A 24,848-nucleotide genomic window follows, 5' to 3' on the forward strand; every position below is an offset into this window, starting at 1 on the left:
CATGCCTGGAACGCTGTTCCAACATGGAATGACATTCCACAACGCGAAGGAGCCATCATGAACGTCACGATCATCGGCGCCGGGCTCGGCGGCCTCGTCCTCGCTCGCGTCCTGCACGGCCACGGCGTCCCGGTCACGGTGTACGAAGCCGAACCGTCCCCGGCCGCCCGCAAGCAGGGGGGCCTGCTCGACATCCACACCCACACCGGCCAGGTCGCCATCGAGGCGGCCGGCCTGACGGACGAGTTCCGGGCGCTCGTCCTGGAGGGGCACCAGGCCACCCGGGTCCTCGACCGCGACGGTTCGGTCATCCACGACGAACCCGACGACGGCACCGGAGGCCGTCCCGAAGTGCCACGCGGCGAGTTGCGCCAGCTCCTGCTCGACTCGCTTCCCGACGACATCGTCCACTGGGGACACCAGGTCACCGGCGTCCGCACGCCGGCCGGCGGCCGCCACGAGGTGACCTTCGCCGACGGCACGACCGTCACCACCAGCCTGCTGGTCGGGGCGGACGGCGCCTGGTCGAAGGTCCGGCCGCTGCTCTCCGACGCCGTCCCCGAGTACCTCGGCCGCTCGTACGTCGAGACCTTCCTGTACGACGGCGACACCCGGCACCCGGCCGCCGCGAAGGCGGTCGGCGACGGGGCCCTGCTGGCGCTCGCGCCGGGCAAGGGGATCCAGGCCCACCGCGAAAAGGCCGGCACCCTGCACACCTACGTCGCGCTGACCGAGCCGGTGGAGTGGTTCGGCGACTTCACCGACGCCGCCGCCGCGATCGAGCGGACCGCGCGGGAGTTCGAGGGCTGGGCCCCGGAACTCACCGCGCTGATCACCGAGGGCGACACCCCGCCGGTGCTCCGGCCGCTTTACACGCTGCCGGTCACGCACCGGTGGGACCGCGTGCCGGGGGTGACGCTCGTCGGCGACGCCGTCCACCTGGCGGCCCCGAACGGCGAAGGCGCGAACCTGGCCATGCTCGACGGCGCCGAACTCGGCCGGGCCCTCACCACGGACGACGACGTCGAGGCCGCCTTGGCCGAGTTCGAGCAGGCGATGTTCACCCGGGGCGCCGAGGCGGCCGCCGACGGCAACGAACTCCACGAACTGCTCTTCGGCGACGACGCACCGCACGGCCTGGTCGCCCTGTTCCAGGGGCGGTGACGGGGTCCGAAGTCAGGCGCCGTCGTGGGCGTCGGTCATCAGGTCGGCCAGGTCCTCCGGCGCGAGGAACGACGGCGGGGGCGGCGGGCCCCACGCGTAGAGGCTCTTCTCGCCGGCGACGACGCGGGGTTCCCAGAGCTGGTCCTCGAGGATGCAGTCGATGTCGGAGTAGTACTCGGAGAAGTTGCCGGCGGGGTCGCGCAGGTACCAGAAGAAGTTCGAGCCGATGTAGTGCCGGCCCAGGCCCCAGGTGTGGCGCTCCGGGTGGCCTTCGAGCATGGCGGTGGCGCCGCGGCCGACCTCGTCGACGTCGTCGACCTCCCACGACGTGTGGTGCAGGAAGGTGACCGGCGCCTGCTGCACCAGCACGTTGTGGTGGTCGGTGGAGCAGCGCATGAAGGCGGCCAGGCCCGGCGCCTCGTCGCTGACCTTGAACCCGAGGCCCTCGGTGAAGAACCGCTGGGTCGCGGCCTGGTCGGTCGAGCCGAACACGACGTGCCCGAGCTTGCGCGGCCGCACCGGCGGCTCGCGGTCGATGCCGGGCGCGCGGGTGTTCGCGCGCGTGATCGAGCCGGGACCGTTGTAGGCCACCGGTTCCGGCGGTTCCTGCCGCAACCGCGGCGCGACCGAGACGACGACGTCCAGCCCGGTCACCGGGTCCTGGGTGTACAGCGAATCGCCGTCGATGCGGCTTTCGACGTCGAGCCGGGCCAGCGACGCGGTGATGCGGCCGAGGTCGTCCGGGTCGTCGGCGCCGACGCCGAGGGTGAGCAACCGGCGCTGCGCGGCCTGCCGGAGCTCGAGCTGCTCGCCACCGTCGGCGGTGGCGAAGCCGGACGCGGTCGGCGTCAGGCCGAACTCGGTGTAGTACTTGGCGGTCTCGTCGACGTCCGGGACGCCGATGGCGATCTTGGTGAGGCGGTGCAGGCTCATGACGGGTGCCTCCGGGTCAGATGAGCGGGGTGATCTGGTCGTCGCGCCCGAGCAGCGCCTTGCCGTAGATCTCGTAGTTGACCGCAGGCAGCACGATCGCGTGCCGGGCGGCCACCGCGGAATCGCGCCAGATCCGTTGCAGCGGGTTGACCTCGGCGAAGCTGCCCGCGCCGTGCGCCGAGAGCAGGATGTCGATCGCGCGGGTGATGTTCTCGACGGCCCAGCCGGTGTCGGCGCGGGTGCGCGCGCGGGCTTCGACGCCGGGATACGTGCCTGACGCCGACGCCGCGTCGATGTCGTCGGCCGCGCGGTAGGCGTGCAGGTGGGCGGTGTCGACGCGCATCGCGGCTTCGGCGAGCTGGAGCTGGAAGGCGACGGAGTCCGCCTGCGTCGCGTAGCTCGTGTAGGAGATCGGCTTGCGGGCGGCCTTCTCCTTGACCAGCTTGAGGGCCTTGCGGCCGAGACCGAGCTGCGGGCCGGCCAGGACCAGCGTCAGCACCGGGACGAGCGCGGCGCGGAAGAGGTCTTCCTCGGGGTCGCCGTTCGCGTACTGGCCGCCGATCGCCGGCGGCACGGACAGCACGCGGTGTTCCGGCACGAAGACGTCGTCGGCGATCAGGCAGTTCGAGCCCGACGAGCGCATCCCGGCGACGAACCACGTGTCCTCGAAGCCGAGGTCGGTGCGGGGGAGCAGGGCCATGCCCTGGTCGACGACCTCGCCGCGCTCGTCGGTCAGCGGGATGCCCAGACCGGCCCAGTCGGCGTGCCACGAGCCGGAGTTGTAGTACCAGCGCCCGGTGACGCGCCTGCCACCGTCCACTTTGGTCGTCTCGGCGGTCGGGGCGAGCACGCCGGACACCTTCGCGTCCGGGTTCGTGCCCCAGATGTCGTCCTGGGCCTCGACGCTGAAGAGCCCCGCGAGCCACGCGCAGACGTTGCTCAGCGCGACGACCCACGCGGTGCCGCCGTCCGCTTCGCCGACCGCGGCCGAGACGTCGAGCATCGCGCGGACCGGCAGGCCGTAGCCGCCGTACCGGCGCGGCTGGGCGATCTTGAACGCGCCGGCCTCGGTCAGCGCGGCGATGCTCTCTTCGGCGACCCGCCGGTCGGCCTCGCCCTGGGCGGCGTTGCGCTCCAGCAGCGGCTGGACGTCGGCGATGCGGGTGAGGATCTGCTCGAGGGTGGGGGCGGGTTGTGCGGTCGCGAGGGTCATGACGTCGTTGTCCTTCCGGGCGGGTCAGCGGGCGCAGGCGGCGATCTGGTCGGCGATGAGCGGGCGCGGCCGCTCGGCGAAGCGGGAGTGGGTGCCGAACGTGCGGTGGGCGTAGACGAGCGGGGGCAGGTCGGTGCGGCCCAGGTCGGTGACCAGGCCGAACAGCAGGAGGTGGTCGCCGGCCTCGACGACGCGGTCCAGGTCGCAGGCCACCCAGCCGGCGGCGTCGCGCAGCCGGGGCAGCCCGCGGTCGGCGAACCACGCCGTCTCGCCGCCGAACCGGTCGGCGCCGCGGGTGGCGAACCGGACGGCGAGGTCGTCCTGGCCGTGGCCGAGCAGGTTCACGCCGAACTTCCGCGCGTCGAGCACCTCGGCCAGCAGCGTCGATCGCCGGTCGAACGCGACGCTCACCAGCGGCGGGTCGAGCGAGAGCGAGGTGAACGAGCTGACGGTCGCTCCTCGCGGCGCACCCCCGGCGCGGGTCGTGGTGACGACCGTGACCGGCGCGCAGACCGCCGCCAGCACCGCGCGGAGCCGGTCCCCGTCCACTGTGGTCATGACGGCTCCGTGAACCGGTGGCGCAGCACGCCGATGCCCTCGATCGTGGTGACCAGCTCGTCCCCGGCGGTCAGGAACCGCTGCGGGCTCCGGGCCATGCCGACGCCGGCGGGGGTGCCGGTGAAGATCAGGTCGCCGGGCCAAAGCGGCAGGATCGCCGACAGCCGCGCGACGAGCTGGGGCACGGAGAAGATCAGGTCGCTGGTGCGGCCCTTCTGCACCGACTCGCCGTTGACCGCACAGCTCAGCTCGAGGTTGTCGCGGTCGGCGAACTCGTCCGGGGTGACCAGCCACGGGCCGGTGGGCCCGAACCCGGGTGCCGACTTGCCGAGGCTGAACTGCGGGGCGGGGCCGGCCAGCTGGACGCTCCGGTCGGAGAGGTCCTGGCCCGCGGTCAGCCCCGCGACGTGGTCCCAGCCGTGCTCGGCGGAGACGTTCCGCGCCTCCCGGCCGATCACGGCGACCAGCTCGACCTCCCAGTCCACTGTGGACCCGGTGAGCGCGATGTCGCCGGACGGCCCGGTGAGGCAGCTGGGGAACTTGGTGAACACGGCGGGGGAGTCCGGCAGGCCGAGCCCGGCCTCCGCGGCGTGGTCGCGGTAGTTCAGGCCGACGCCGAAGACCTGGGCCGGGGTGGGCGAGGGGGCCCGGAGGCCGGCCTCGTCGAACGCTTCGGCTTCGGTGACCGGCACGCCGGCCGCCCAGGTCGTGAACTCCTCCCAGCGGGCGTAGACGGCGTGGGGGTCGGCGGAGAAGCGCTGCCCGCTGGCGCGCTCGACGTCGACGGCGCCGGCTCCGGTGAGGAGGACGAGCCGGCCGGCGAGGTTGGCGATCCGCATCGAGATGCCTTTCGGTGGGTGAGCCCCGGCGCCGTGATCCCACTCGGTCGCGCCCCCGGCCGAGCCGGGGCGGCGAGGTGCGCCGGTCCGCTCATACTCTGCCCTCGGTATCCGACTGTCAAGACAAGAATCGATTCTGGAGTGAAGAGTGTGTTATCGTCTCGGCATGGTGAAGAGAGCGGGTGGCGAGAGCCTGGCCGTGTCGGTGTACCACCGGCTGCGCTTGGCGATCCTCAACGGTGAACTGGCCCCGGGCGAGCGCGTCAAGCCCGCGGAGCTGAGCGCGGAGTTCGAGGTCAGCCTCAGTGTCGTGCGGGAGGCTCTCGGGTTGCTCGCCGCCAAGGATCTCGTCCAGGTCGACCGCAACCGCGGCTTCCGGGTGACGCCGTTGTCCATGCAGGCGCTGACGGACCTGACCGAAGCCCGCGTCGTCAACGAGGGCTCGGCGCTGCGGCTGTCGGTGCAACGTGGCGGCGTCACGTGGGAGTCGGAGGTGCTGGCCGCGCACCACCGGCTCGCCGGGCAGCCGATGATCCTCCCCGGGCCGCCGATGCGGCGCAACGAGGAGTGGGCCCGCGCGCACCTGGAGTTCCACCACACGCTGATCAAGGCGTGCGGCAACGTCGTGCTGCTCGACATCTGCACCCGCCTGTCCGACGCGGCCGAGCTCTACCGCGCCTGGTCCGGCCCCAGCGGCGAAAAGCACCACCGCGACGTCGCGGGCGAGCACCAGGGCCTGGTGGACGCCGCGCTGGCGCACGACGCCGACCTGGCCGCGGCGCGGTTCGAGGCGCACGTCAACCGCACCAAGGAGATCCTGATGGAGGCCAGCTTCAGCGCCGAGCCCGCGTCGTGACCCCGGCCGAACCGGTCCAGCGCGAGCGGCAGGGCCGCGACCGCCCCACCGAGGTCGCCGACCTCTGCGACTTCCTCTTCACCTGGCTCCCCGGAAAGGCATCATGACCAAGACCGTCCTCACCGGCGTCCGCGTCTTCGACGGCGCCGCGCTGACCGGACCCACGACCGTGGTCGTCGACGGCCCGCTGATCGGCGCCGACGCGACCGGCGCGGAGATCGTCGACGCCGCCGGCGCCACGCTGCTGCCGGGACTCTTCGACGCCCACGTCCACCTGCTCACCCCGGACGACCTGCGCGCGCTCTACGTCCACGGCGTCACCACCGCGCTGGACATGGCGTGCTGGCCGCGTGAGCGCGTCGACTCCTTCCGCGGGCAGGTGCCGGACGTCCGCAGCGCGGGCCTGCCGGCCATCGGGCCCGGCGGCAACCACGCGAAGATGCCCGGCATGCCCGGGGAGGCGATCCTCACCGCGCCCGGTCAGGCCGCCGAGTTCGTCGCCCGCCGGGTGGCCGAGGGGTCGGACTACGTCAAGGTCGTCGTCGAAGGCGATCTGCTCGACCAGGCCACGATCGACGCGGTCGTCGCTTCGGGCAAGGCGCACGGCAAGCTGACGGTCGCGCACGCGTCGTCCGTCGATGCCTATCAGCGGGCGGTGCGGGCGGGGGCGGACGTGATCACGCACGTACCGCGCGACGGCGTTCTCGACGCCTCGACGGTGGCGAACATGGCCGAGCGGGGGCAGCTCGCCGTGCCCACGCTGACGATGATGGCGGCGCTGACGACCAAGATCGGGGCGGCGGGCTACGCGTTCAGCCGGGACTCGGTCGCGGCGCTGCACGCGGCCGGTGTGCCGATCCTCGCGGGCACCGACGCGTTCTCCGCACCGATGCTGCCCGTGCCCGTCGTCCAGGGCGCGAGCCTGCACGAGGAACTGGTGTTGCTGGTCGAAGCGGGACTGTCCGAATCGGACGCTCTGCGGGCGGCGACCGCCCTGCCCGCCCGGTACTTCGGCTTCGCCGACCGCGGCGCGGTGCGCGAAGGGCTGCGGGCGGACCTGGTGCTCGTCGACGGTGACCCGACCGTCGACATCGCGGCGACCGCCAAGATCCGCCGCGTCTGGGCGGCCGGGGAGGTGGTCGTGTGAGCGGGCTCGTCGACGTCCACGCGCACTTCCTCACCCCGGAGTACGTCGAGGCCGCGATCGCGGCCGGGCACGGCTCGCCGGACGGCATGCCGGGTTGGCCGACCTGGGACGCGGCACGGCATCTGTCCTTGATGGACCGCTGGGGTGTTGCGGTCTCCCTGCTGTCGATTTCGTCGCCGGGCGTCCACTTCGGTGACGACGCCGCCGCGCGACGGCTCGCCCGGCACGTCAACGAGGCCGGTGCCGACGCCCGCCGGGCGCACCCGGACCGGTTCGGGCACTTCGCGTCGCTGCCACTGCCCGATGTGGACGGTGCGCTCGCCGAGTTGGCGTATGCGGTCGACGAACTGGGCTGCGACGGCGTGACGATCGAGACCAACGCCGGTGGCCGCTACCTCGGCGATCCGGCGTTCGCTCCCTTGTGGACGGAGCTGGCCCGCCGCCGGACCCCGGTGTTCGTCCACCCGACGTCGCCACCGCACGCCGAGGCGATCGCGCTCGGCAGGCCGCGGCCGATGCTGGAGTTGCTGTTCGACACCGGCCGGGCGGTGAGCGACCTGGTCTTCGCCGGGGTGCTGTCCCGGTACCCGGGCATCCCGTGGATCTTCACCCACGGCGGGGGAGTGCTGCCGCTGCTGGCCGAGCGCATGGAACTGTTCCGCACCGCGTTCGGCGGGGAGCGCGGCGGCGCGACGGTTCCCGACCAGGTCGGCGAGCTGTGGTTCGACCTGGCGGGAACGCCGTTCCCGCACCAGGTCCCGGCGGTCGAGCGCGCGTTCGGCACCGAACGCCTCCTGTACGGAAGCGACTTCTGCTGGACCCCGCCGCCCGCGGTCGACGCCCAGCTGGCGACCATCGACGCGGCCACCCAGCCGGCGGGCACGACGTGGCGCGAGCTGACGACGCACAACTGCGCCCGGCTGTTCCCCCGCCTGGCGGCGCACGACGGAACGGCCGCCGCGCCCGAACGGTGACCGGTGGCGGGGGTGTTTCGAGCTGAACGGGGTCACCGGCTCAGCCCAGGAGGTCGCGGCCGGTGCGGAAGAACGCCGTCACCGCTCCGCCGAGTTCGCGCAGCGGGCGCGCGGCCCCGAACGGCGCGTTCCAGAACTCGCCCTCCCGCGGCTCGAACGGACCGACGTACGCGTACGGCTCGCCCAGGTAGCCGTCGCCGGGGGAGACGCCGTAATTGACCTCGCCGTGGACGATCGCGACGTCGAAGTGCTCGGGCCACAGCACCGGCGTGGCGTCCGGGACGAACTCGCGCAGCGCGCGGTCCCCGTCGGCGAACGCCGCCAGCAGGGCCTTCAGCGCGTCCGCGGCGAAGGTGATCGTCTCGCCGGGACGGACGCCGGGACCGCCGGCGTAGACGCCCGCGGGCTCGCCGGCCTCGAGCCCGGCTTCGGCCGCGACGTCGGCGTAGGTGCGCCCGGCCAGCGGCACGCGCGCGGAGCCCGTCAGGAGTTCGTCACCTTCGACCCGCAGCGCGGGCTCGGCGACGGTCGCGAAACCGCCCTCGGCCACCCGGAGGTCGATGCGCCCGGTCGCGCGGTGCTGCGGGCCCGCCAGCAGCAGCTCCGCGACGCCGTGCAGCGACCGTCTCGTCGGTTCCCAGTCCATCCGAACTCCTCGTGTAACGCCCGGGAGGGTTCCGGGCACTGAGCCTGCCGTCGGGAGCAGTGTCCCCGAACCAGGGAGGCGTTACATGGCGGAGGACGGCTGGCACCGGGTCGACCCGGCCGACGTGCCCGCGGACGGCCGGGTCCGCAGCGTCACCGTGGACGGGCGCAGCGTCGCGCTGTCGCGCTGCGGCGCGCGGCTCGGCGCGCTGGAGAACCACTGCCCGCACCAGGGCGGCCCGCTCGGCGAAGGCTCGATCGAGAAGGGCTGGCTGCGCTGCCCGTGGCACGGCTACGACTACGACCCGGTCACCGGCGAATCACCAGGGGGGTTCGGCGACGCCGTCACGACCTATCCGGTCGAAGAGCGTGCGGACGGCGTCTTCGTCCGGCTGCCGGAGCCGGCGCCGCCGGTGCGGACGGTCGCTGACGTCCTGGTCGAGACGCTCGTCGCGTGGGGCGTGCGGCACGTGTTCGGCATGGTCGGGCACTCGAACCTCGGGTTCGCCGAGGCACTGCGGCGAGCCGAGGACCGCGGCGAGCTGACCTGCTTCGGGATCCGGCACGAGGGTGCGGCGGCGTTCGCGGCGAGCGCGTACGGCAAGCTCACCGGACGCCCGGCGGCGTGCTTCGCGATCGCGGGGCCGGGTTCGACGAACCTGCTCACCGGGCTCTACGACGCGAAGCTCGACGAGGCGCCGGTGCTCGCGATCTCCGGGCAGGTGCCGTCGAAGGTGCTCGGTCGGGGCGCGTTCCAGGACGTCGACCTCTCGGCGGTCTTCCGCGACGTCGCCGTGTCGACCACGACCGTCCACAGTGGAAGCGACCACGGCGAGCTGGCCGCACTCGCCGTCAAGCACGCCCTCGACCGGCGGGGCGTCGCCCACCTGGTGCTGCCCGACGAGGTGCAGGTGCAGCCGAGCGACGCGCCACCGTCCACTCCGGACGGCCGGCGCGCGGGCCGGGCCGGGCGCCCGGACGCCGCCGCCGTCACCGCGGCGGCCGCCCTCGTGCGCGGCGCGCGGCGGCCGGTGTTCGTGGTGGGCCACGGCGCCCGGGGTGCCGCCGCCGAGGTCACCGCGCTCGCCGACCGCCTCGGCGCCCCGGTCCTCACCACGTTCAAGGCCAAGGGCCTGGTGCCCGACACGCACCCGCTGGGCGCGGGCGTGCTCGGCCGCAGCGGGACGCCGGTGGCCAGCTGGCTGATGAACGAGGCCGACGTGCTGGTCGCCGTCGGCGCGTCCTTCAGCAACCACACCGGCATCGCGGCCTCCAAGCCGATCCTGCAGATCGACGACGACCCGGCCGCGATCGGCCGGTTCGACGCGGTCACCACGGCGCTGCTCGGCGACGCCCGGCTCGCCCTCGCCGCGCTCACCGCCGAGCTGGGGGAGCCGAAGGCCGAGGACCAACGCCCCGACGTCGCCGCCCGCTGGGCGATCTGGCGCGCCGAGAAGGCCCGCCGGGTCGCCGACGACCGCGGCCGCGGCGTGTCGGCCGCCGCGGTGTTCGACGCGCTGTCCCGGCACCTGCCCGAAGACGCGGTGGTCACCGTCGACGTCGGCAACCACGCCTACTCGCTGGGCCGCTACCTGGAGTCGAAGGGCCAGCCGGTGCTGATGTCGGGCTACCTCGGCTCGATCGGGTTCGGCTACCCGGCGGCGCTCGGCGCGTGGGCGGCCGCCCCGGACCGCCCGATCGTGGCGGTCACCGGCGACGGCGGGTTCGGGCAGTACGCGACCGAGCTGACCACCGCCGTCAAGTACGGCATCCCGGTCAAGCACGTGCTGCTGAACAACAACGCGCTGGGCAAGATCAGCAAGGAGCAGCTCGCCGTCGACTACCCGGTGTGGCAGACGTCCCTGGTCAACCCGGACTGGGCGGCCTACGCGGAGCTCTGCGGCGCCACCGGGATCGCCGTCACCGCGCGCGACCAGCTGGACGAGGCGATGACCGCGCTCTTCGCCGCTGACGGACCCACCCTGCTCTGCGTCGACCAGGACGCCGAACTCCTCTGAAAGGGCAAGACCATGCCGAGCTACGACGACCTGCGTGCCCTGTTCGTGAACTGCACGCTGAAGCGCTCACCCGAACGCAGCAACACCGGCGGCCTGATCGACGTCAGCCGCCGGATCATGGAGAAGAACGGCGTCGAGGTCGAGGTCCTGCGGGCCATCGACCACGACATCGCCACCGGCGTCTGGCCGGACATGACCGAGCACGGCTGGGCGAGCGACGCGTGGCCGTCGATCTACGAAAAGGTGCTGGCGGCGGACATCCTGGTGATCGCCGGGCCGATCTGGCTGGGGGACAACAGCTCCGTCACCAAGCTGGTCATCGAGCGGCTCTACGCCTGCTCGCACCTGCTCAACGACGCCGGCCAGTACGCCTACTACGGCCGGGTCGGCGGCTGCCTGATCACCGGCAACGAGGACGGCGTCAAGCACTGCGCGATGAACGTCCTCTACAGCCTCCAGCACCTCGGCTACGCGATCCCGCCGCAGGCGGACTCGGGCTGGATCGGCGAGGCGGGCCCGGGACCGTCCTACCTGGACCCGGGCTCCGGCGGCCCGGAGAACGACTTCACCAACCGCAACACCACGTTCATGACGTGGAACCTGCTGCACCTGGCGCGGATGCTCAAGGATGCGGGCGGCATGCCGGCGCACGGCAACCAGCGCAGCGAATGGGACGCGGGCTGCCGGTTCGACTTCGCCAACCCCGAGTACCGCTGAGCCCGCGCCCGGCGCCGGGCCGTAAGGTCGCCGTCATCCTTTTGCGCCTCCGCAACGGATACGCTCGGGCCGTGACCAAGCTGCCCCCGGACGACGAGCTCGTCGCGGCCCTGCGATCCGGCGACGGCGCGGCGTTCGCGGATGTGCTCGACGCGTGGTCGTCGTCGATGCTGCGGCTGGCCCGTTCCTTCGTTTCGACGCACGCCACCGCCGAAGAGGTCGTGCAGGACACCTGGCTCGCCGTCGTGAAGGGCCTGGCCGCCTTCGAAGGGCGGTCGTCGTTCAAGACGTGGGTGTACCGGATCCTGGTCAACACGGCGAAGAAGCGCGGCGTGCACGAGAAGCGCAGCGTCCCCTGGGCGAGCCTGCTGCCCGGCGACGGGGACCACGGCCCGCACGGGGACGTCGGCCGCGGCGTCCACTCCGGACCGTGGCGGGAGGTCCCCGAACCGTGGGCTTCGCCGGAGAAAACCGCACTGGCGCTGGAGATCCGCGAGGTGATCACCGGCGTGCTCGGCGAGCTGCCCGCGCGGCAGCGCGCGGTGATCAGCCTGCGCGACGTCGCCGACCACACCGCCGAGGAGGTCTGCGAGATCCTGCAGATCACGGCGGCGAACCAGCGGGTGCTGCTGCACCGCGCCCGCGCGGTCGTCCGGGAACGCCTGGCCTGCTACCTGGGTGCGGCGAGCTGACCTGCGAGCAGTTCGCCGGCGGTCACCCGCGGTGCGCGCGGACCTCGGGCACGCCTTCCGCGACCGGCACCGCGGGCGAGCCCGGCAGGGTCGGGCGGAGCGCGAGGACGACCGCCGTCGTGACCATCAGGTGCATCAGCATCAGCCCGATGACGTTGGCGGCGGTGGCGCCCGCGGCCAGGAGCAGCAGATCCGGGACCCAGGTCAGGACGAGGACGGCCGGGACGACGATGCGCAGCGCCTTCGGGTTCCGCCGGGCGATCAGCAGCCAGCCGAGCGAGCCGGCGAGCAGCCCGAGGACCGTCGCGGGCAGGAAGGACGCGGCGTTGAGGCCCATCCCGATCCCGCCGTCGTCGAGGGAGGACGCCGCGAGGGCGAGGACGGTGTTCACGGCGGCGGCCGCCACGACGGCGACCCCCAGGCGCAGAGCCGTGCCGGACGTCCGGGTGGCGGTGGGGGTCATCGCTCCTCCTTGGGTTGCGTGTTCAACTCAAACGGTAGGTTGAGTTGCGTGTTAAAGTCAAGCGTGGGCGAGCAGGAAGCGGAGGAGCCGGTGCGCTGGCTCGGCGAAGACGAACGGCACGTGTGGATCAACCTGGCGAAGGTGCTGCTCACGCTGCCGGGGGCGCTGGAGAGCCAGCTGCTGCGGGACGCCGACCTGACGCTGCTGGGGTACATGATCCTGGCGCGGCTTTCGGTGGTGCCGCAGGAAAGCCTGCGGATGAGCGAGATCGCGGAGATGGCCAACGGCTCGCTGCCGCGGATCTCGCACGCGGTGGCGCGCCTGGAGGACCGCGGGTGGGTGACGCGGAAGGTGTGCACCGGCCAGGGCCGGCGCTTCACGATCGCCACCCTGACCGACGCCGGCCGCGCGCACCTGGCGGCCGCGGCCCCCGCGCACGTCGCGAACGTGCGGCGCCTGGTCGTCGACCCGCTGGGCGACGACTTCGTGCGGCTCGGCGGCGCCGTCGAGCGGATCGTCGAGACCCTCGGGCTGCCCACCGAAGTCCTCGACGAGCCGCGGGAACCCTGACCGGCGGCCGGTCCGGCCGTCGGTCACCATGGAGCCGTGTCCCAGCCTGTTCCCGCCTCCGGTGCCGCCGGGCCCGGCCTGCTGTACCTGGTGAAGCAGCTCGAGCTCGCCGTGCGGGCCCGGCTCGACGACGTCCTGCGCCCGGTCGCGCTCACGCCGTTGCAGTACACCGCGCTCACCGTGCTGGAGCGGCGGTCCGGGCTCACCACCGCGGAGCTGGCGCGCAACTCGTTCGTCACCGACCAGGCGATGGCCGACATGGTGGTCGCGCTCGAACGGCGGGGCTTCATCGCGCGCGACGGCGACCCGCGGGACCGGCGGCGGCGCGTGATCAGCCTGACCGGACCCGGTGAGGCGGTCCTCGACCGGGTCCGTGACGACGTCTTCGCGCTCGAGCAGCGGATGGTTTCCCTGCTGAACCCGCCGGACGCGGCGCGGTTCCGCGAGTACGTCGTGGCGTGCCACGCGGCGCTTGCGGACCGGCCGTCACACTGACGTCCGGGCGAATAAAGAGCAGGAAACCTGTACATCGCCGTGGGTGCGTGGCACTCTGCTCGCCAGCGGTTGCACGGCGAGCCGGGCGAAACGACCCGGGGTGAGGGGCACGAGCATGCGCGTCCTGGCGCTGATCGGCACGATCCTGCTGGCCCTCGGCCTGACCTCGGGGGTCGCGGCCGGGGCCGCGAGCGGGCACCACACGGGCCTGCTGCCGGACGGGGCCACCTGGGTGGCGGACGTGCCGGCGTCCTGGAACGGCACGACCATCCTGTACAGCCACGGCTTCGGCCCGCTCGCCGCCCAGGACGCGCCGGACGACGAGACCCGGACGGCGCTGCTCGGCAGCGGGTACGCCCTGGTCGGCTCGTCCTACAGCGGACCGTCGTGGTGGGCGCTCGCCTCCGCCGTCGACGACCAGTTCGGTGCCCTGGCCGCGGCCGGGCGGCTGACCGGGCGGCCGCGCCGCACGATCGCGTGGGGCACGTCGATGGGCGGGCTGGTCAGCGCCCGCGAAGCCGAAGACGCCGGCCACCGGCTCGACGGCGTGCTGAGCACCTGCGGACTCGTCGCGGGCGCCCTGAACCTGAACAACTACCAGCTGGACGGCGAATACGCGCTCGCCCACCTGCTCGCACCCGGGCAGGACGTCAAGCTGGTCCGGTTCGCGAGCCCGGACGAAGCGAGCGCGTCGGCCGCGGCGTTGACGAAGATCGCCACCGACGCGCAGGGCACCCCGGCCGGCCGGGCGCGCATCGCGCTCGCCGCCGCGCTGATGAACGAGCCCGGCTGGTTCACCGGCCCGACACCCCCGGCCGACTACGCGGGCCAGGAAGTCCAGCAGCAGCAAGAGCTTTCCCAGTTCGTGCTCGGGTTCGTCGTCACCGGCCGGTACCAGGTGGAGCTGGCGGCGGGCGGCAACAGCGCGTTCACGGCGGGCGTCGACTACCGCGCGCTGCTGACCGGCAGCAGCCACGCCCGCCAGGTCCGGTCGCTCTACCGGAGCGCCGGCCTCGACCTCGACGCCGACCTCGCGACCCTCACCCGCGACGCCGGCATCCGGCCGGACCCCCAGGCGGTGCGCACCCTGGCGCGCACGTCGACGGCGACCGGCCGGCTGCGCGTCCCGGCGCTGGACGTCCACACCACGGCCGACCAGCTCGTGCCGGTGGAGCAGGAGGACTGGTACGGCGAGCAGGTGCGCCGGGCAGGCGCCGGCGCGTTGCTGCGCCAGGCGTACGTCGGCGCGACCGGGCACTGCGCCTTCCACCCGGCCGAGACGATCGCGGCGCTGCACGCGCTGGAGTCCCGGATCGGGACCGGGCGGTGGGGTGACGCCGCCGAGCCGGGGCGCCTGAACGAAGCCGCCGGGGGCACCGGCCGGTTCGTGCGGTTCGACCCGCCGTCGCTGACCGGTGCCCGTCGCTGACGCGTCAGGCCCGCAGGACGAAGGCGGCGACGTCGAGGCCGAGCTGCCGCCCGGCGTCGTGGTCGAGCCGGGTGTGGACACCCGCGACGATGCGGCTCGACCCCGCTTCGTCGGCCACGTCCTGGAACGTGGCGAACCGGCGCGTCACCCCCGGCAGCGCTTCGGAAGTGACGGCGAGAGACCACCGCGGCCCGTACTCCTGGCGCAGCACCAGGGCGCCCGCCTGCGAGACGACGCTGTGCGCGCCCGGGTACGCCGGGTCGGCCGGGGTGGTCGCGAGGCTCGACCAGTCCGGGACGCCGTCCGTCGCCGGGTTGCCGTCGTCACCGGCGAGGCGGATCGCGGTGATCGGCCGCCAGATCCGGTAGTGGTACTTCGCTTCGTAGAACGCGATCACCGCGTCGGCGAAGGGTCAGGTTCAGCCGCGCGAACACCCGGGCCGCGACCAGCAGGCCGCTCCGGGAGCCACCGACCACGGACTGCGCGATTTCGTTCCAGTAGTTCCAGATCGGCGCCGCCCAGAACCGCGCCTGCAGCGTCTCGTCGGCCGTGCGGGTGGTGCTCGTGTCCCGTCCCGCCGCGGCGACTTCACGCAGCGCCTTCGCATACCGGGCACTGCCCAGCGCGGGGTAGGCGCCGGGCCGGAACTGGTTCGCGCGGTCGAGCACGAACGGCGTCACGGCGGCCCAGTGGGTGAACGCGGCGGGCGCGAACGCGGGCGGCGCCGGCCGGTACTGCCCGGGGGCGGTGCCTGGCGGCAGCACCGGCGGAACCGCTGCCGAGCCGTCGTTCGCGCGCAGGCCGAGCAGCAGCCGCGCGAGCAGCCGCCCGGCCCGCACGCCGGCGTCGCGCCCGGCCGGGGGCAGCCCGGCCAGCTGCCCGGCCAGCAGGCTCCCGAACTCGCCGGCCCGGGTGGGGTAGAGCGCGGCCAGGACGTCGTGGGCGGCCTGCGCGGCCGCCGCTTCCGGGTCCGCCGCGCCCGGGACGTCGACGGTGAACAGGGAGGGCCGTCCGGTCCCGGCCGTCGCGACGACGGCGTCGTGCATCGCCGCGTGCAGCAGGGCGAAGCCGCGGGTCGGGTGCACGGTCGCGGGCTGCAGGCCGGGCGTGCGGACGGTGGCCAGCAGCTCGCGGTTCCAGGCGAGGACGACGTCCGCGCCACCCCGCCGGACCGGAGCGGGCGCCGCGGTGGCGGGTGCGGGCAGGCCGGTGGCTAGCACGGCGGCGGCCGCCCCGCCGGTGACGAGCAGGCGCCGGCGCGACATCGATGTGGTCATTTCTCTCCCCGGGTCGTCGGAAGCTCCCCTGCCGATACGGTCACCGGTTACGCGTAACCCGGTCCCGTATCCCTCAGGTGGTGGGAAGAATCGGCAGGGGAGAAGGCGGGCGGTGCCGGTGGCACAGCGGTTCCGGCGCAGGCGCGCCGAAGAGGACGACGCGGGCGCGGCGCCGCCCGCGCGGCTGCACGCGGTCGGCAAGGACGTCTACCCGGACTGGGAGGCGGTGTACCGCGACAACGTCGACCGCCTCTACCGGCTGATGTTCTCGAAGGTGGGCAACCGGCCCGACGCCGAGGACCTCACCACCGAGGTCTTCCTGACCGCGTTGCGGCCGCTGCGCGTCTCGGCGAGCGTCGGCGAGGTCCGGGCGTACCTGCTCGCCACCGCGCGGACCGTGCTGGCCGGGCACTGGCGGCGCACGCTCGGCCGGGAGATCACCACCCTGGACGAGGAGCGGGACATCGCGGCCTTCGAAGCCGACACGATCGACCCGCGGACGCCGGCGCGGGCCGAAGCGATCCTCGGGCAGCTGCCCGAACGGTACGGCCGCATCCTGCGGCTGCGGTTCCTGCAGGCGTGCTCGCTCAAGGAGGCGGCGGCGGAGCTGGGCATCACCGTCGGCAACGCGAAGGTGCTGCAGCACCGCGCGCTGCGGCAGGCGGCCCAGCTGGCGGAAGGGATGGAGACGTGACCACTCGAGGCGTCCGCCGGTTCGTCAAGGACCTCCTGCACCGGCGCCGGCCGCGCCCGTTCTCGGCCGGTCCCGGCGACGAGGCCGAGCTGCGGACCGCGGTGCTGCTGCGCGCCGCCCGGCCGGGAGCCGGGGCGGCGAGCGAGGAGTTCGTCGCCGGGCTGCACCGGCGGCTGGCCCAGGAGCTGGATGAGCAAGAACCCCCTGAGCGGGGCGGCAACCGACGGCGGTTCATCCAGGTGTCCTCGGCCGCCGCGGTGGCGGCCGCGGGGGGCGCGGGCGTCGAGTACCTGGTGACGGCGGGCGGCGAGCAGGCCGCCGCGCCACCACCGCCATCGCCGGAGGACACACTGCGGCCCGACAACGGTGAGTGGCGGGCCGTCGTCGCCGCGCACGACCTGCCCGAGGGCGGCGTGCTGCCGTTCGACTTCGGGGCGGTGGCGGGGTTCGTGCAGCGCACCGGCGGGCAGGTGCGGGCGGTCTCGGCGACCTGCACGCACCTGGGCTGCCGGCTGAACCTGGACGCCCCGGCGCGGCGGCTGAATTGCCCGTGCCACCGGACGTCGTTCGCCGTCGACGGCGTGGTCCTGACCCACCAGCTGCCGGTGACCCCGCCGCCGCTGCCGCACCTGGTGGTGCGCGAAGCCGGGGGAGTGGTCGAGGTACTGGTGCCGCCGGCGCGGGCGTAACCCCCGCGCATATTCCTGAGCATGAGGAATTCCGTTGGGGTGAAACACTTTCTGCTCGTGACGGCGGCGGCGCTGGCACTCTCCGCCTGTGCCGCGTCGCCGCCCGCCGCACCCGCCGCGCCCCCGTCGTCGATGCCCGGCATGACCGGCACGGCCCCGCCGAGCGCGGCCGCGAACTCCACGGCGAACGCCGTCGCCATCAAGGACTTCGCGTTCGCGCCCGCGGCGACGACCGTGAAGAAGGGCACCACCGTCACCTGGACCAACCAGGACCAGGACGCGCACACCGTCACCAGTACCGGATCCGGCGGCCCGCTGCGATCCCCGACCCTCCAAACCGGACAGTCCTACCGGTACACGTTCACGACGGCGGGCACCTTCGAGTACCTGTGCACGATCCACCCGTTCATGACCGCCACCGTGACGGTGACGCCGTGACCGAAGAAGACCCCGGTCCCGGGGGCATGACCCGGCGCCAGCTGCTGCGCCACACCGCGTGGTTCGGCGCGGCGGTGGTGCTGACGGTCAGCGGCGGCGAGGTGCTCAGCCGGATCGCCGCACCGGGTGCAGCCGTCGCCGGCGACGACCCGAACGCGCTGCGGTTCGTCCAGGTCAGCGACAGCCACCTCGGGTTCACCGGACCCGCCAACACCGCCGTCGAGTCGTCGTTCTCCGAGGCGCTGACGCAGATCAACGGCCTCGGGTACCGCCCGGACTTCGTCATGCACACCGGCGACCTGACCCACCTCGCCACCCCGGCCCAGTTCGACCAGGTCAAGCAGATGCTGGGCACGCTCGACACCGGGCACGTCTCCACGGTGCCCGGCGAGCACGACTCGATCGACGACGCGGGGCAGAAGTACCGCCGGGCGTTCGGCGCCGGCACGGCCGGCGACGGCTGGTACAGCTTCGACGTCAAGGGCGTCCACTTCATCGCGCTGGTGAACACGCTCAGCCTGGAGAAGCTCGGGCACCTGGGGCCGGACCAGCTGGACTTCGTGCGCAAGGACGTCGCGAACCTCGGTTCGGACACGCCGATCGTGGTGTTCAGCCACATCCCGCTCTTCGCGATGTACCCGGCGTGGGGCTGGGGCACCGACGACGCGGTCCAGGCGCTGTCCTACCTGCGCCGGTTCTCGTCGGTGACGTGCCTCAACGGGCACGTCCACCAGCTGTTCACCAAGACCGAGGGGAACATCACCTTCCACAGCGCGACGACGACGGCCTATCCCTTGCCGCAGCCGGGATCCCGGCCGGCACCGACCCCGGTGACGCTGCCCGCGGGCAAGCTCAAGGACGCGCTCGGCATCCGCGAAGTGGCGTACCGGCCCGGACAGCCGGGCCTGGCCGTGAAGGACGTGAAGCTGGCATGAACGCCTTCCTGCGGATCGCGACGGCGGTGTGCCTCGCGGCGAGTGGCTACCTCCACGCCGAACTGTACGTCGGCGGGTACCGGGTGATCCCGGTGATCGGGCCGTCGTTCCTGGCCCAGGCTTCGGCGGCGTTCGCGGTGGCGGTGCTGGTCGCCGCGGGCGGCCCGCTCCTGCTGCGGCCGGCGGCCGCCGCGCTGGCGGCGGGTGCCTTGGCGGGCTTCGTGCTGTCGCGGACGACCGGGTTGTTCGGCTTCTCCGAACGGGGTTTCGAGCCCGCGCCGGAAGCCTTGCTGAGCGTCCTGGCCGAGGTGGCGGTGCTGGTCCTGGTCGCGGTCACGCTCGTGCGCGCCCGCGGCTCAGCGCAGGTACGAGGCGCCGTTGACGTCGAGGACGGCGCCGGAGCTCCAGGCCGCCTCGGGTGAGGCGAGGTGGACGATCGCCGCGGCCACCTCCTCGGCGGTGCCCACCCGGCCGAACGGGCTCTGCTCTCGCAGCGCTTCACCGCGCGGGCCGGCCAGGGCGGACTCCTGGCGCTCGGTCGCGACGAACCCCGGCGCCACCGACGTCACCGAAATCCCGTGTGGTGCCAGGGCGATCGCCATCGACTGGCCGAACGCCTGCAGGGCCGCCTTGCTCGCGCCGTACGCCGGGTGCTCGGGTTCGCCGCGGAACGCGCCGCGCGAGCCGACGTTGACGACGCTGCCCGGGCGGCCGTGCTCGATCAGGTGCCGCGCGACCGCCCACGTGACGTTCGCGGCACCGAGCAGGTTGACCTCGACCGTGCGCCGCCAGACCGCCACCCACTGGTCGTAGCCGACTTCGGCGACGGCGTGGCGGGACCGGTCGGTCGGGGCCTGGGCGGCGTTGTTGACCAGGACGTCGACCCGGCCGAGCGCTGCGACGGCCTCGTCGACGACCTGGCGTGCCACGGCCGGGTCACCGAGGTCGCCCCCGATGCAGGTGTGCCCGGACCCGGTCAGCTCGCGCATCGTCGTCTCGGCGTCGTCGCGCCGGGTCGCGTAGTGGACGGCCACGCGGTACCCGCGGGCCGCGAACGCCGCGGCGGTCGCCCGGCCGATGCCGCGCGAACCGCCCGTGACCAGGACGCCTTTGGTCATCGCTCGTCTCCTGGAGGTGCGGACAGGGCCCGCAGGTCGTCGAACGCCCGGGAGAGGTGGACGTCCAGGCTCCGCGCCGGGTCGTCGAGCCAGGCCTGGGCCGCGTGGTGGAAGGTGGCCCAGCCGGTGTGCGCGGCCAGGGCCGCCGGCCCGGCTGGGACGCCGCGTCGTCGCAGCGCCTCGGCGAGCGCGTCGGTGAGCGAGGCGTGCTTGGCCAGCTCGCGTTCCCGCAGCGCCGGGGTCGCGGCGATGATCGCCAGCCGGGGCTCGGAGAACGGGCGGTGGGCTTCGAGGATCCGTGCGGCTTTCCGGAAGGCGCGCAGCAGGACTTCGTACGGCGTCAGGCCGTCGGGTGCTTCGGCGACTTCGTGCGTCATCGTGTCGCGCAGGTCGGCTTCGCCGTCGAAGAGGACTTCGCGCTTGTCCGGGAAGTGCCGGAAGTACGTGCGCTCGTTGAGTCCGGCCCGCGCGGCGATCTCGGCGGTGGTCGTCCGGTCGAACCCGTGTTCTGCGTACAGCTCGAGCGCCGCCTGCTGAAGGCGGCGCCGCGCGTCCGCTCCGCTCCGTGGCACCGGCCGAGGCTACCGCATTCCGCCAGTGACTGGCGTCACCTTGTGCTCGCGGGTGGCGCGCAGCGTAAGGTCAGCGACTGGCGCTAAGTAGTGCCAGTCACTGGCGTTAAGCAGGAGAACCCATGCATGTCTTCGTCACCGGTGGCTCCGGCCAGACCGGGCCCGCCGTCGTCGCCGAACTCCTTTCCGCGGGTCACACCGTCACCGGCCTCGCGCGGTCGGACGCCGCTGCCGCCCGGCTGGAGTCGCTCGGCGCCACCGCACACCCCGGCTCCCTCGAGGACCTCGACGCCCTGCGTCGCGGAGCCGAGGCCGCCGACGGCGTCCTGCACATGGCGTTCGGCGGCGACTTCGCCGACCCGGACGCCATGACCCGGCGCGACACGGCCGCGATCGACGCGCTCGGCCGGGCGCTGGCGGGCAAGCCGTTCGTCAGCACGTCGGGCACGCTGGTCCTGCCCGCCGGGCGGGAGACCACCGAGCGGGACGAACCCGACCACGACGGGATGGCCGCCTTCCGCATCCCGGGCGAACGGGCCTGCCTGGACTTCGGCGGTAGCGTGGTCCGGCTCGCGCCGACCGTCCACGGCCCGCGCGACCACGGCTTCGTCCCGATGCTGATCGCCACGGCGCGCCGGACGGGCCGGTCGGCTCACGTCGGCGACGGCGGCAACCGCTGGCCCGCGGTGCACCGGCGCGACGCGGCGGTCCTGTTCCGCCTGGCCCTCGAGCAGGCCCCCACCGGCAGCGTGCTGCACGGCGTGGCCGAGACCGTGACGCTGAAGAGCGTCGCGGAGACGATCGCCCGGAAGCTCGGCGTGCCCACGGTGTCGCTCACGCCGGAGGCGGCGGCGACGCACTTTCCCAGCCCGTTCATGGCCCGGGTGTTCGGCTTCGACGGGCCGGTTTCCGGCGCCGGAACGCGGCGGCTGCTCGGCTGGGAGCCCACGCACCCGGGTCTGCTCGAAGACCTGGAAACCGGCGACTACTTCACCGTGCCGGCTTAGCTGTCGAGCGGGTCGATACGCGGGGTTTCGTCCGGCCCCACCGGGAAGTGGGCGATGAACGTGACGCCGTCCTCCTGCGCGTCGAAGCGCGCGATCCGCACCGCTTCCGGCTCGTAGAACACGTCGCCGGGGCGCAGCAGCGACTCGGGTTCGCCCTCGATCTGGTAGACCGCCGAACCGGTCTCGACGCTGCCGAACACCGGTCCATTGTGGACGTGCAGGCCGGAGCCGTGGCCGGGCGCGATGGTGATGCGGCGGATCTCGACGTGGTCGACCACGCGGGGGGCCGGAAGGTGCTGCGCCAGCACCAAAGTCCGGGTCACCGGAGCTTCGGGGACGGCCGCGGGTTCGCCGCCCGCGACCGGGTCGCCGATCTCCGTGACAGCGCCGTCGTCCGGGATCTCTTCGATGGCCAGGTGCGTCATCGGCGAGGTGTCCGTCGCGCCGTGCCAGTGCCACTCGCCGGCGGCGACGCGGACCGTGTCGCCGGGCCGGACCAGCTGGGCCGGCCCGCCGCGCCGCTGCACGTACCCCGTGCCCTCGGTGACGACGAGGACCTGGCCGAGCGGGTGCCGGTGCCAGCGCGTGCGGGCGCCGGGCGCGAACTGCACGCGGTCGACCTGGGTCCGCGACGGGCCTTCGGGGACGGCGAGCGACGTGACCCAGGCGCTGCCGGTGATCGCGTCGGCGGGCGCGGCGATGCCGGCCGCGGGAACGGGACGGACGTGCACGAAAGACTCCCTCAGTAGGCGGAAAGCAAGGCCAGGACGCCGGAAACGGCCTGGTCGAACGGTTCGGGCGCGTTCGCGGCACGCGCCAGCACGTAGCCGCCCTGCAGGACGGCGACGACGGTGGCGGCCAGGGCGGCGGTGTCCAGCTCGGCGGGCAGTTCACCCGCGGCGCGGCCTTCGTCGAGGACTTCGGCCAGCCGCGCCCGCAGGCGCGTCAGGGTCCGGTCGACCGGGGCACGCAGCTCCGGGTCGGCGACGATCTCGGGGTCCTGCGTCAGCCGTCCGATCGGGCACCCCTTGAGCACTTCGCGCTCACGACGCAGGTAAGCCGTGATCCGCTCGACGGCCGTCCCGGGCGCGCGCAGCTGCGCCTCGGCGGCGGCCAGCAGCTCGTCCGCGCTGCGGCGCACGGCTTCCAGCGCCAGCTCCCGCTTGCCGGAAAAGTGGTGGTACATGCTGCCCTGGCCGGCGCCGGCGTGCTGCTGGATGGCCTTGGGGCTGGTGCCCACGTAGCCGCGTTCCCACAGCAGCGCCCGCGTGCTGTCGATGAGCTGGTCCCTGGTGTCCACGCCGAGCACTGTACATACTAGTAGGTACAGCCGCCAGGGACTTTCGCCTGTGACGGCTCCGCGTACGGGCGGTCGCTCAGGCGTCGAGCAGGGGGACGAGGTAGCGGCGGGCCAGCGCGGCCAGCTGCGCCTCGTCGTCGAGGTCGATGACGTGGCTGGGGATGGCGAGGAAGGAGCCGGACACCCGGACCATCAGCTCGGCCACGACGTCGGCGTCCAGCTCGGCGCGCACGTTCCCCGCGTGCTGCTCGTGCCGGAGCTGGCCGGCCACGAACTCCCGCACGGTGGCCAGCGTCCGCCCGTCGTCGGTGATCATCGACGACGCGAGCAGCCCCGGCTCGGCGGCAATCAGGCCGCCGATCAGCGGGTTGGCCCGGATGGCGCGCAGCGAGCTGACGAAGCCGAGCACGACCCGGTCGGCGACCGTCTCGGCCTGCTTGATCTCGATCAGGAAGCGGTCGAAGTAGCGGCGGTACTCGCGGCGCACGACGTGCTCGACGAGCGTGTCCTTCGTCGCGAACCGCCGGTAGACCGTGATGCGCGAGAGCCCGGCGCGCTTGGCGACGTCCTCCATCGTGGACCGCTGGATGCCCATCCGGCAGAACTGCTCGTAGGCCGCGTCGAGGAGGCGGACGCGGATTTCGTCGGCGTCGCCGACCTGCTCGACGGCGTCGACGTACGCGCGCTCCAGCAACGACTCCGCGCCCGGCGCGGCGGTGAACGGCGACGCCACGGGTTCCACAGGCATCTTCTGATCCTTCCAGCCCAGGTCTTGCGGGGGTCAGCACATCATGCTCTGATACAAAGAGGCAAGTCGCGTATCACCGTATCCACATTGTCAGAGCATCAGTGTTGATCTCGGCTCCGGAGGAGAAGCGATGGCCAAGGACGAAGTCAGCCGGCGGCTCGCGTTGAAGCGCGGCGGGGCGCTGGGCGCGCTGGGCGCGGTGACCGTGGCGTCGCCGGCGTTGTGGACGTGGCCGGCGGCGGCGTCGGTCGCCCGCACCGGGGCCGGCGCGGATCCCCGGTGGGTGTGGGACCCGGAGGCCGACGCGCTGCTCGCGTCGGTCATCGACCGCGGGGACGTGCCCACGGTGAACGCGCTGCTGCGGACGTGGCAGAAGAACGGCCAGGCCCTGCCGGACGGCCTGCCCGCCGACGTGCGGGACTTCGTCGAGCGGGCGCGGCAGCTGCCGTCCTGGATGGACCGGGGCAAGCTCGCGTCGTCGTTCGCGTTCACCGAGAAGCGCGGGCTCTACCTCGGCGTGCTGTACGGCCTGGCCAGCGGGATGATGAGCACGGTCATCCCGCACGAGGCGCGCGCGGTGTACTGGTCCAAGGGCGGCGCAGCCATGAAGGACCGCATCTCCAAGACCGCCAAGCTCGGCTACGACGTCATGACGCGCACCGCCTTCGAACCCGACGGCGAGATGATCGTGACGTGCGTGAAGACCCGGCTGGTGCACGCCGCCGTCCGCCACCTCCTGCCGCGGTCGCCGCAGTGGACCGGCACCGCCGACCAGACGGCGCCGATCAGCCAGCGCGACCTGCTCGTCACGTGGCACAGCCTGCCGACGACGGTGCTGGGGAAGCTGACCTCGTGGGAGGTGCCGATCCCGGCGGCGGAGTCCGCCGGGTTCCTGCACTCCTGGCAGCTGACCGCGCACCTGCTCGGCATCATGGACGAGTACATCCCGGCGTCGTGGGCGGAAGCGAACGTCCAGGCCGAGCAGATCCTGACGCCGGTGCTGGCGCCGACGGACGAGGGCATCGCCCTGGCCGACATCCTGCTCAACCTGGGGTCCACTGTGGACGGTGGCGTGCTCAGCACCCACGTCCTGGGCGCGTTCACCCGGTTCATGCTGGGCGACCGGGTCGCGGACTGGCTGCGCATCCCCCGCGAGCCGGTCTGGGACCCGCTGCTGGACGCAGGGTGGGGCCCGTTCATCGCCGTCCGCGAGGGGCTGCTGCCGTTCCCGCTGGCCCCGGCGGCGTACTGGACCTTCGACGAGCTCCTCCGCCAGGCGGCGTTGCTGTTCCTGTCCGAGGGCAAGCCGATCAGCATCGAGATCCCCGAGGCGAACCGCCCGTCCTGAGTCCCGGGG

30 protein-coding genes are annotated in these 24,848 nt (G+C 73.3%); 17 read left to right on the top strand and 13 right to left on the bottom strand.

Annotated features, from left to right (window positions below; all coding sequences use genetic code 11):
* Window positions 1-57 precede the first annotated feature (57 nt).
* Entirely contained in the window at window positions 58-1,164 is a 1,107-nt protein-coding gene (locus OG738_RS30415; RefSeq protein ID WP_329045979.1) for an FAD-dependent oxidoreductase, read from the top strand.
* 12 nt (window positions 1,165-1,176) lie between these two features.
* Here the strand turns inward: OG738_RS30415 and OG738_RS30420 are convergent, their stop codons facing one another.
* The 4 genes from OG738_RS30420 to OG738_RS30435 are packed head-to-tail and all read right to left on the bottom strand — an operon-like array spanning window position 1,177 to window position 4,707.
* Complete coding sequence (locus OG738_RS30420) at window positions 1,177-2,097, bottom strand: VOC family protein (protein WP_329045982.1); 921 nt, start codon at window positions 2,095-2,097, stop codon at window positions 1,177-1,179.
* Window positions 2,098-2,113: 16 nt separating this feature from the next.
* Window positions 2,114-3,310 (bottom strand): acyl-CoA dehydrogenase family protein, encoded by a 1,197-nt coding sequence (locus tag OG738_RS30425; protein ID WP_329045984.1) that lies wholly within the window; start codon window positions 3,308-3,310, stop codon window positions 2,114-2,116.
* 24 nt (window positions 3,311-3,334) lie between these two features.
* Window positions 3,335-3,868 carry a flavin reductase family protein gene (locus tag OG738_RS30430; protein WP_329045988.1) on the bottom strand — a complete coding sequence of 178 codons (534 nt, stop codon included), beginning with the start codon at window positions 3,866-3,868 and terminating at the stop codon, window positions 3,335-3,337.
* A complete protein-coding gene (locus OG738_RS30435; protein WP_329045990.1) occupies window positions 3,865-4,707 on the bottom strand; it encodes a fumarylacetoacetate hydrolase family protein in 843 nt (280 codons plus the stop codon). Before OG738_RS30435 ends, OG738_RS30430 begins: the two co-directional genes overlap by 4 nt.
* 166 nt (window positions 4,708-4,873) lie before the next feature.
* On the opposite strand from OG738_RS30435, the gene OG738_RS30440 reads away from it, so the two are divergent.
* The 3 genes from OG738_RS30440 to OG738_RS30450 all read left to right on the top strand — a co-directional run bounded on the left by OG738_RS30440 (window position 4,874) and on the right by OG738_RS30450 (window position 7,684).
* Window positions 4,874-5,563, top strand: coding sequence for a GntR family transcriptional regulator (locus tag OG738_RS30440; RefSeq protein ID WP_329045992.1), 690 nt, complete (start codon window positions 4,874-4,876; stop codon window positions 5,561-5,563).
* 103 nt (window positions 5,564-5,666) lie between these two features.
* Window positions 5,667-6,710 carry an amidohydrolase family protein gene (locus OG738_RS30445; protein ID WP_329045993.1) on the top strand — a complete coding sequence of 348 codons (1,044 nt, stop codon included), beginning with the start codon at window positions 5,667-5,669 and terminating at the stop codon, window positions 6,708-6,710.
* Window positions 6,707-7,684: an amidohydrolase family protein gene (locus OG738_RS30450; RefSeq protein WP_329045995.1), complete on the top strand. Its 978-nt coding sequence runs from the start codon at window positions 6,707-6,709 to the stop codon at window positions 7,682-7,684. Before OG738_RS30445 ends, OG738_RS30450 begins: the two co-directional genes overlap by 4 nt.
* Window positions 7,685-7,724: 40 nt before the next feature.
* Here OG738_RS30450 and OG738_RS30455 read toward each other — a convergent pair whose 3' ends face one another.
* Window positions 7,725-8,330 carry a hypothetical protein gene (locus OG738_RS30455; protein WP_329045997.1) on the bottom strand — a complete coding sequence of 202 codons (606 nt, stop codon included), beginning with the start codon at window positions 8,328-8,330 and terminating at the stop codon, window positions 7,725-7,727.
* 85 nt (window positions 8,331-8,415) lie between these two features.
* Here OG738_RS30455 and OG738_RS30460 point away from each other — a divergent pair, with 85 nt between their 5' ends.
* The 3 genes from OG738_RS30460 (at window position 8,416) to OG738_RS30470 (ending at window position 11,756) form a co-directional block, all read left to right on the top strand.
* Entirely contained in the window at window positions 8,416-10,347 is a 1,932-nt protein-coding gene (locus tag OG738_RS30460) for a thiamine pyrophosphate-binding protein (protein ID WP_329046000.1), read from the top strand.
* A 12-nt stretch (window positions 10,348-10,359) separates the two neighbouring features.
* A complete protein-coding gene (locus OG738_RS30465) occupies window positions 10,360-11,064 on the top strand; it encodes a flavodoxin family protein (RefSeq protein ID WP_329046003.1) in 705 nt (234 codons plus the stop codon).
* A gap of 71 nt (window positions 11,065-11,135) precedes the next feature.
* Window positions 11,136-11,756: an RNA polymerase sigma factor gene (locus OG738_RS30470; RefSeq protein ID WP_329046006.1), complete on the top strand. Its 621-nt coding sequence runs from the start codon at window positions 11,136-11,138 to the stop codon at window positions 11,754-11,756.
* 22 nt (window positions 11,757-11,778) lie between these two features.
* On the opposite strand, the gene OG738_RS30475 is transcribed toward OG738_RS30470, so the two are convergent.
* Window positions 11,779-12,219, bottom strand: coding sequence for a DUF6069 family protein (locus OG738_RS30475; protein WP_329046008.1), 441 nt, complete (start codon window positions 12,217-12,219; stop codon window positions 11,779-11,781).
* A gap of 48 nt (window positions 12,220-12,267) precedes the next feature.
* Between OG738_RS30475 and OG738_RS30480 the strand changes: the two genes are divergently transcribed.
* The 3 genes from OG738_RS30480 (at window position 12,268) to OG738_RS30490 (ending at window position 14,713) form a co-directional block, all read left to right on the top strand.
* Window positions 12,268-12,789: a MarR family winged helix-turn-helix transcriptional regulator gene (locus OG738_RS30480; RefSeq protein ID WP_329046010.1), complete on the top strand. Its 522-nt coding sequence runs from the start codon at window positions 12,268-12,270 to the stop codon at window positions 12,787-12,789.
* 36 nt (window positions 12,790-12,825) lie between these two features.
* Window positions 12,826-13,284 (top strand): MarR family winged helix-turn-helix transcriptional regulator, encoded by a 459-nt coding sequence (locus tag OG738_RS30485; RefSeq protein WP_329046012.1) that lies wholly within the window; start codon window positions 12,826-12,828, stop codon window positions 13,282-13,284.
* A 115-nt stretch (window positions 13,285-13,399) separates the two neighbouring features.
* Window positions 13,400-14,713: an alpha/beta hydrolase gene (locus tag OG738_RS30490; RefSeq protein WP_329046013.1), complete on the top strand. Its 1,314-nt coding sequence runs from the start codon at window positions 13,400-13,402 to the stop codon at window positions 14,711-14,713.
* 4 nt (window positions 14,714-14,717) lie between these two features.
* Here the strand turns inward: OG738_RS30490 and OG738_RS30495 are convergent, their stop codons facing one another.
* Together OG738_RS30495 and OG738_RS30500 are read right to left on the bottom strand one after the other, a co-directional pair.
* The gene (locus tag OG738_RS30495) at window positions 14,718-15,110 is read right to left on the bottom strand and encodes a vanadium-dependent haloperoxidase (protein WP_329046015.1); all 393 of its coding nucleotides are present in this window, start codon (window positions 15,108-15,110) and stop codon (window positions 14,718-14,720) included.
* The gene (locus OG738_RS30500; protein WP_329046017.1) at window positions 15,037-15,990 is read right to left on the bottom strand and encodes a hypothetical protein; all 954 of its coding nucleotides are present in this window, start codon (window positions 15,988-15,990) and stop codon (window positions 15,037-15,039) included. The genes OG738_RS30495 and OG738_RS30500 overlap by 74 nt, the downstream gene beginning before the upstream one ends.
* A 112-nt stretch (window positions 15,991-16,102) precedes the next feature.
* Here OG738_RS30500 and OG738_RS30505 point away from each other — a divergent pair, with 112 nt between their 5' ends.
* The 5 genes from OG738_RS30505 to OG738_RS30525 are packed head-to-tail and all read left to right on the top strand — an operon-like array spanning window position 16,103 to window position 19,168.
* On the top strand, window positions 16,103-16,684 hold the full coding sequence (locus tag OG738_RS30505; protein ID WP_329046021.1) for an RNA polymerase sigma factor: 582 nt from the start codon (window positions 16,103-16,105) through the stop codon (window positions 16,682-16,684).
* A complete protein-coding gene (locus OG738_RS30510) occupies window positions 16,681-17,373 on the top strand; it encodes a QcrA and Rieske domain-containing protein (protein WP_329046023.1) in 693 nt (230 codons plus the stop codon). The genes OG738_RS30505 and OG738_RS30510 overlap by 4 nt, the downstream gene beginning before the upstream one ends.
* Before the next feature lie 39 nt (window positions 17,374-17,412).
* The gene (locus OG738_RS30515) at window positions 17,413-17,811 is read left to right on the top strand and encodes a cupredoxin domain-containing protein (RefSeq protein WP_329046025.1); all 399 of its coding nucleotides are present in this window, start codon (window positions 17,413-17,415) and stop codon (window positions 17,809-17,811) included.
* The gene (locus OG738_RS30520; RefSeq protein WP_329046028.1) at window positions 17,808-18,746 is read left to right on the top strand and encodes a metallophosphoesterase family protein; all 939 of its coding nucleotides are present in this window, start codon (window positions 17,808-17,810) and stop codon (window positions 18,744-18,746) included. The genes OG738_RS30515 and OG738_RS30520 overlap by 4 nt, the downstream gene beginning before the upstream one ends.
* Complete coding sequence (locus OG738_RS30525) at window positions 18,743-19,168, top strand: hypothetical protein (RefSeq protein WP_329046030.1); 426 nt, start codon at window positions 18,743-18,745, stop codon at window positions 19,166-19,168. Before OG738_RS30520 ends, OG738_RS30525 begins: the two co-directional genes overlap by 4 nt.
* Here the strand turns inward: OG738_RS30525 and OG738_RS30530 are convergent.
* Window positions 19,103-19,864 (bottom strand): SDR family NAD(P)-dependent oxidoreductase, encoded by a 762-nt coding sequence (locus OG738_RS30530; protein WP_329046033.1) that lies wholly within the window; start codon window positions 19,862-19,864, stop codon window positions 19,103-19,105. The two genes, OG738_RS30525 and OG738_RS30530, sit on opposite strands and share 66 nt — an antisense overlap.
* Window positions 19,861-20,436, bottom strand: coding sequence for a TetR/AcrR family transcriptional regulator (locus OG738_RS30535; RefSeq protein ID WP_329046035.1), 576 nt, complete (start codon window positions 20,434-20,436; stop codon window positions 19,861-19,863). Before OG738_RS30535 ends, OG738_RS30530 begins: the two co-directional genes overlap by 4 nt.
* A gap of 122 nt (window positions 20,437-20,558) precedes the next feature.
* Between OG738_RS30535 and OG738_RS30540 the strand changes: the two genes are divergently transcribed.
* Window positions 20,559-21,443 (top strand): SDR family oxidoreductase, encoded by an 885-nt coding sequence (locus OG738_RS30540; RefSeq protein ID WP_329046037.1) that lies wholly within the window; start codon window positions 20,559-20,561, stop codon window positions 21,441-21,443.
* Here OG738_RS30540 and OG738_RS30545 read toward each other — a convergent pair.
* From OG738_RS30545 to OG738_RS30555, 3 genes are all read right to left on the bottom strand, one after another.
* Window positions 21,440-22,174 (bottom strand): cupin domain-containing protein, encoded by a 735-nt coding sequence (locus OG738_RS30545; protein WP_329046040.1) that lies wholly within the window; start codon window positions 22,172-22,174, stop codon window positions 21,440-21,442. The two genes, OG738_RS30540 and OG738_RS30545, sit on opposite strands and share 4 nt — an antisense overlap.
* Window positions 22,175-22,185: 11 nt before the next feature.
* Entirely contained in the window at window positions 22,186-22,743 is a 558-nt protein-coding gene (locus OG738_RS30550; RefSeq protein WP_329046042.1) for a TetR/AcrR family transcriptional regulator, read from the bottom strand.
* A 76-nt stretch (window positions 22,744-22,819) separates the two neighbouring features.
* Window positions 22,820-23,491 (bottom strand): TetR/AcrR family transcriptional regulator, encoded by a 672-nt coding sequence (locus OG738_RS30555; protein WP_329046044.1) that lies wholly within the window; start codon window positions 23,489-23,491, stop codon window positions 22,820-22,822.
* Between the two features lie 130 nt (window positions 23,492-23,621).
* Here OG738_RS30555 and OG738_RS30560 point away from each other — a divergent pair, with 130 nt between their 5' ends.
* The gene (locus OG738_RS30560) at window positions 23,622-24,839 is read left to right on the top strand and encodes an oxygenase MpaB family protein (protein ID WP_329046046.1); all 1,218 of its coding nucleotides are present in this window, start codon (window positions 23,622-23,624) and stop codon (window positions 24,837-24,839) included.
* Window positions 24,840-24,848: the final 9 nt, after the last annotated feature.

The organism is Amycolatopsis sp. NBC_01488 (assembly GCF_036227105.1).
Taxonomy (GTDB): domain Bacteria; phylum Actinomycetota; class Actinomycetes; order Mycobacteriales; family Pseudonocardiaceae; genus Amycolatopsis.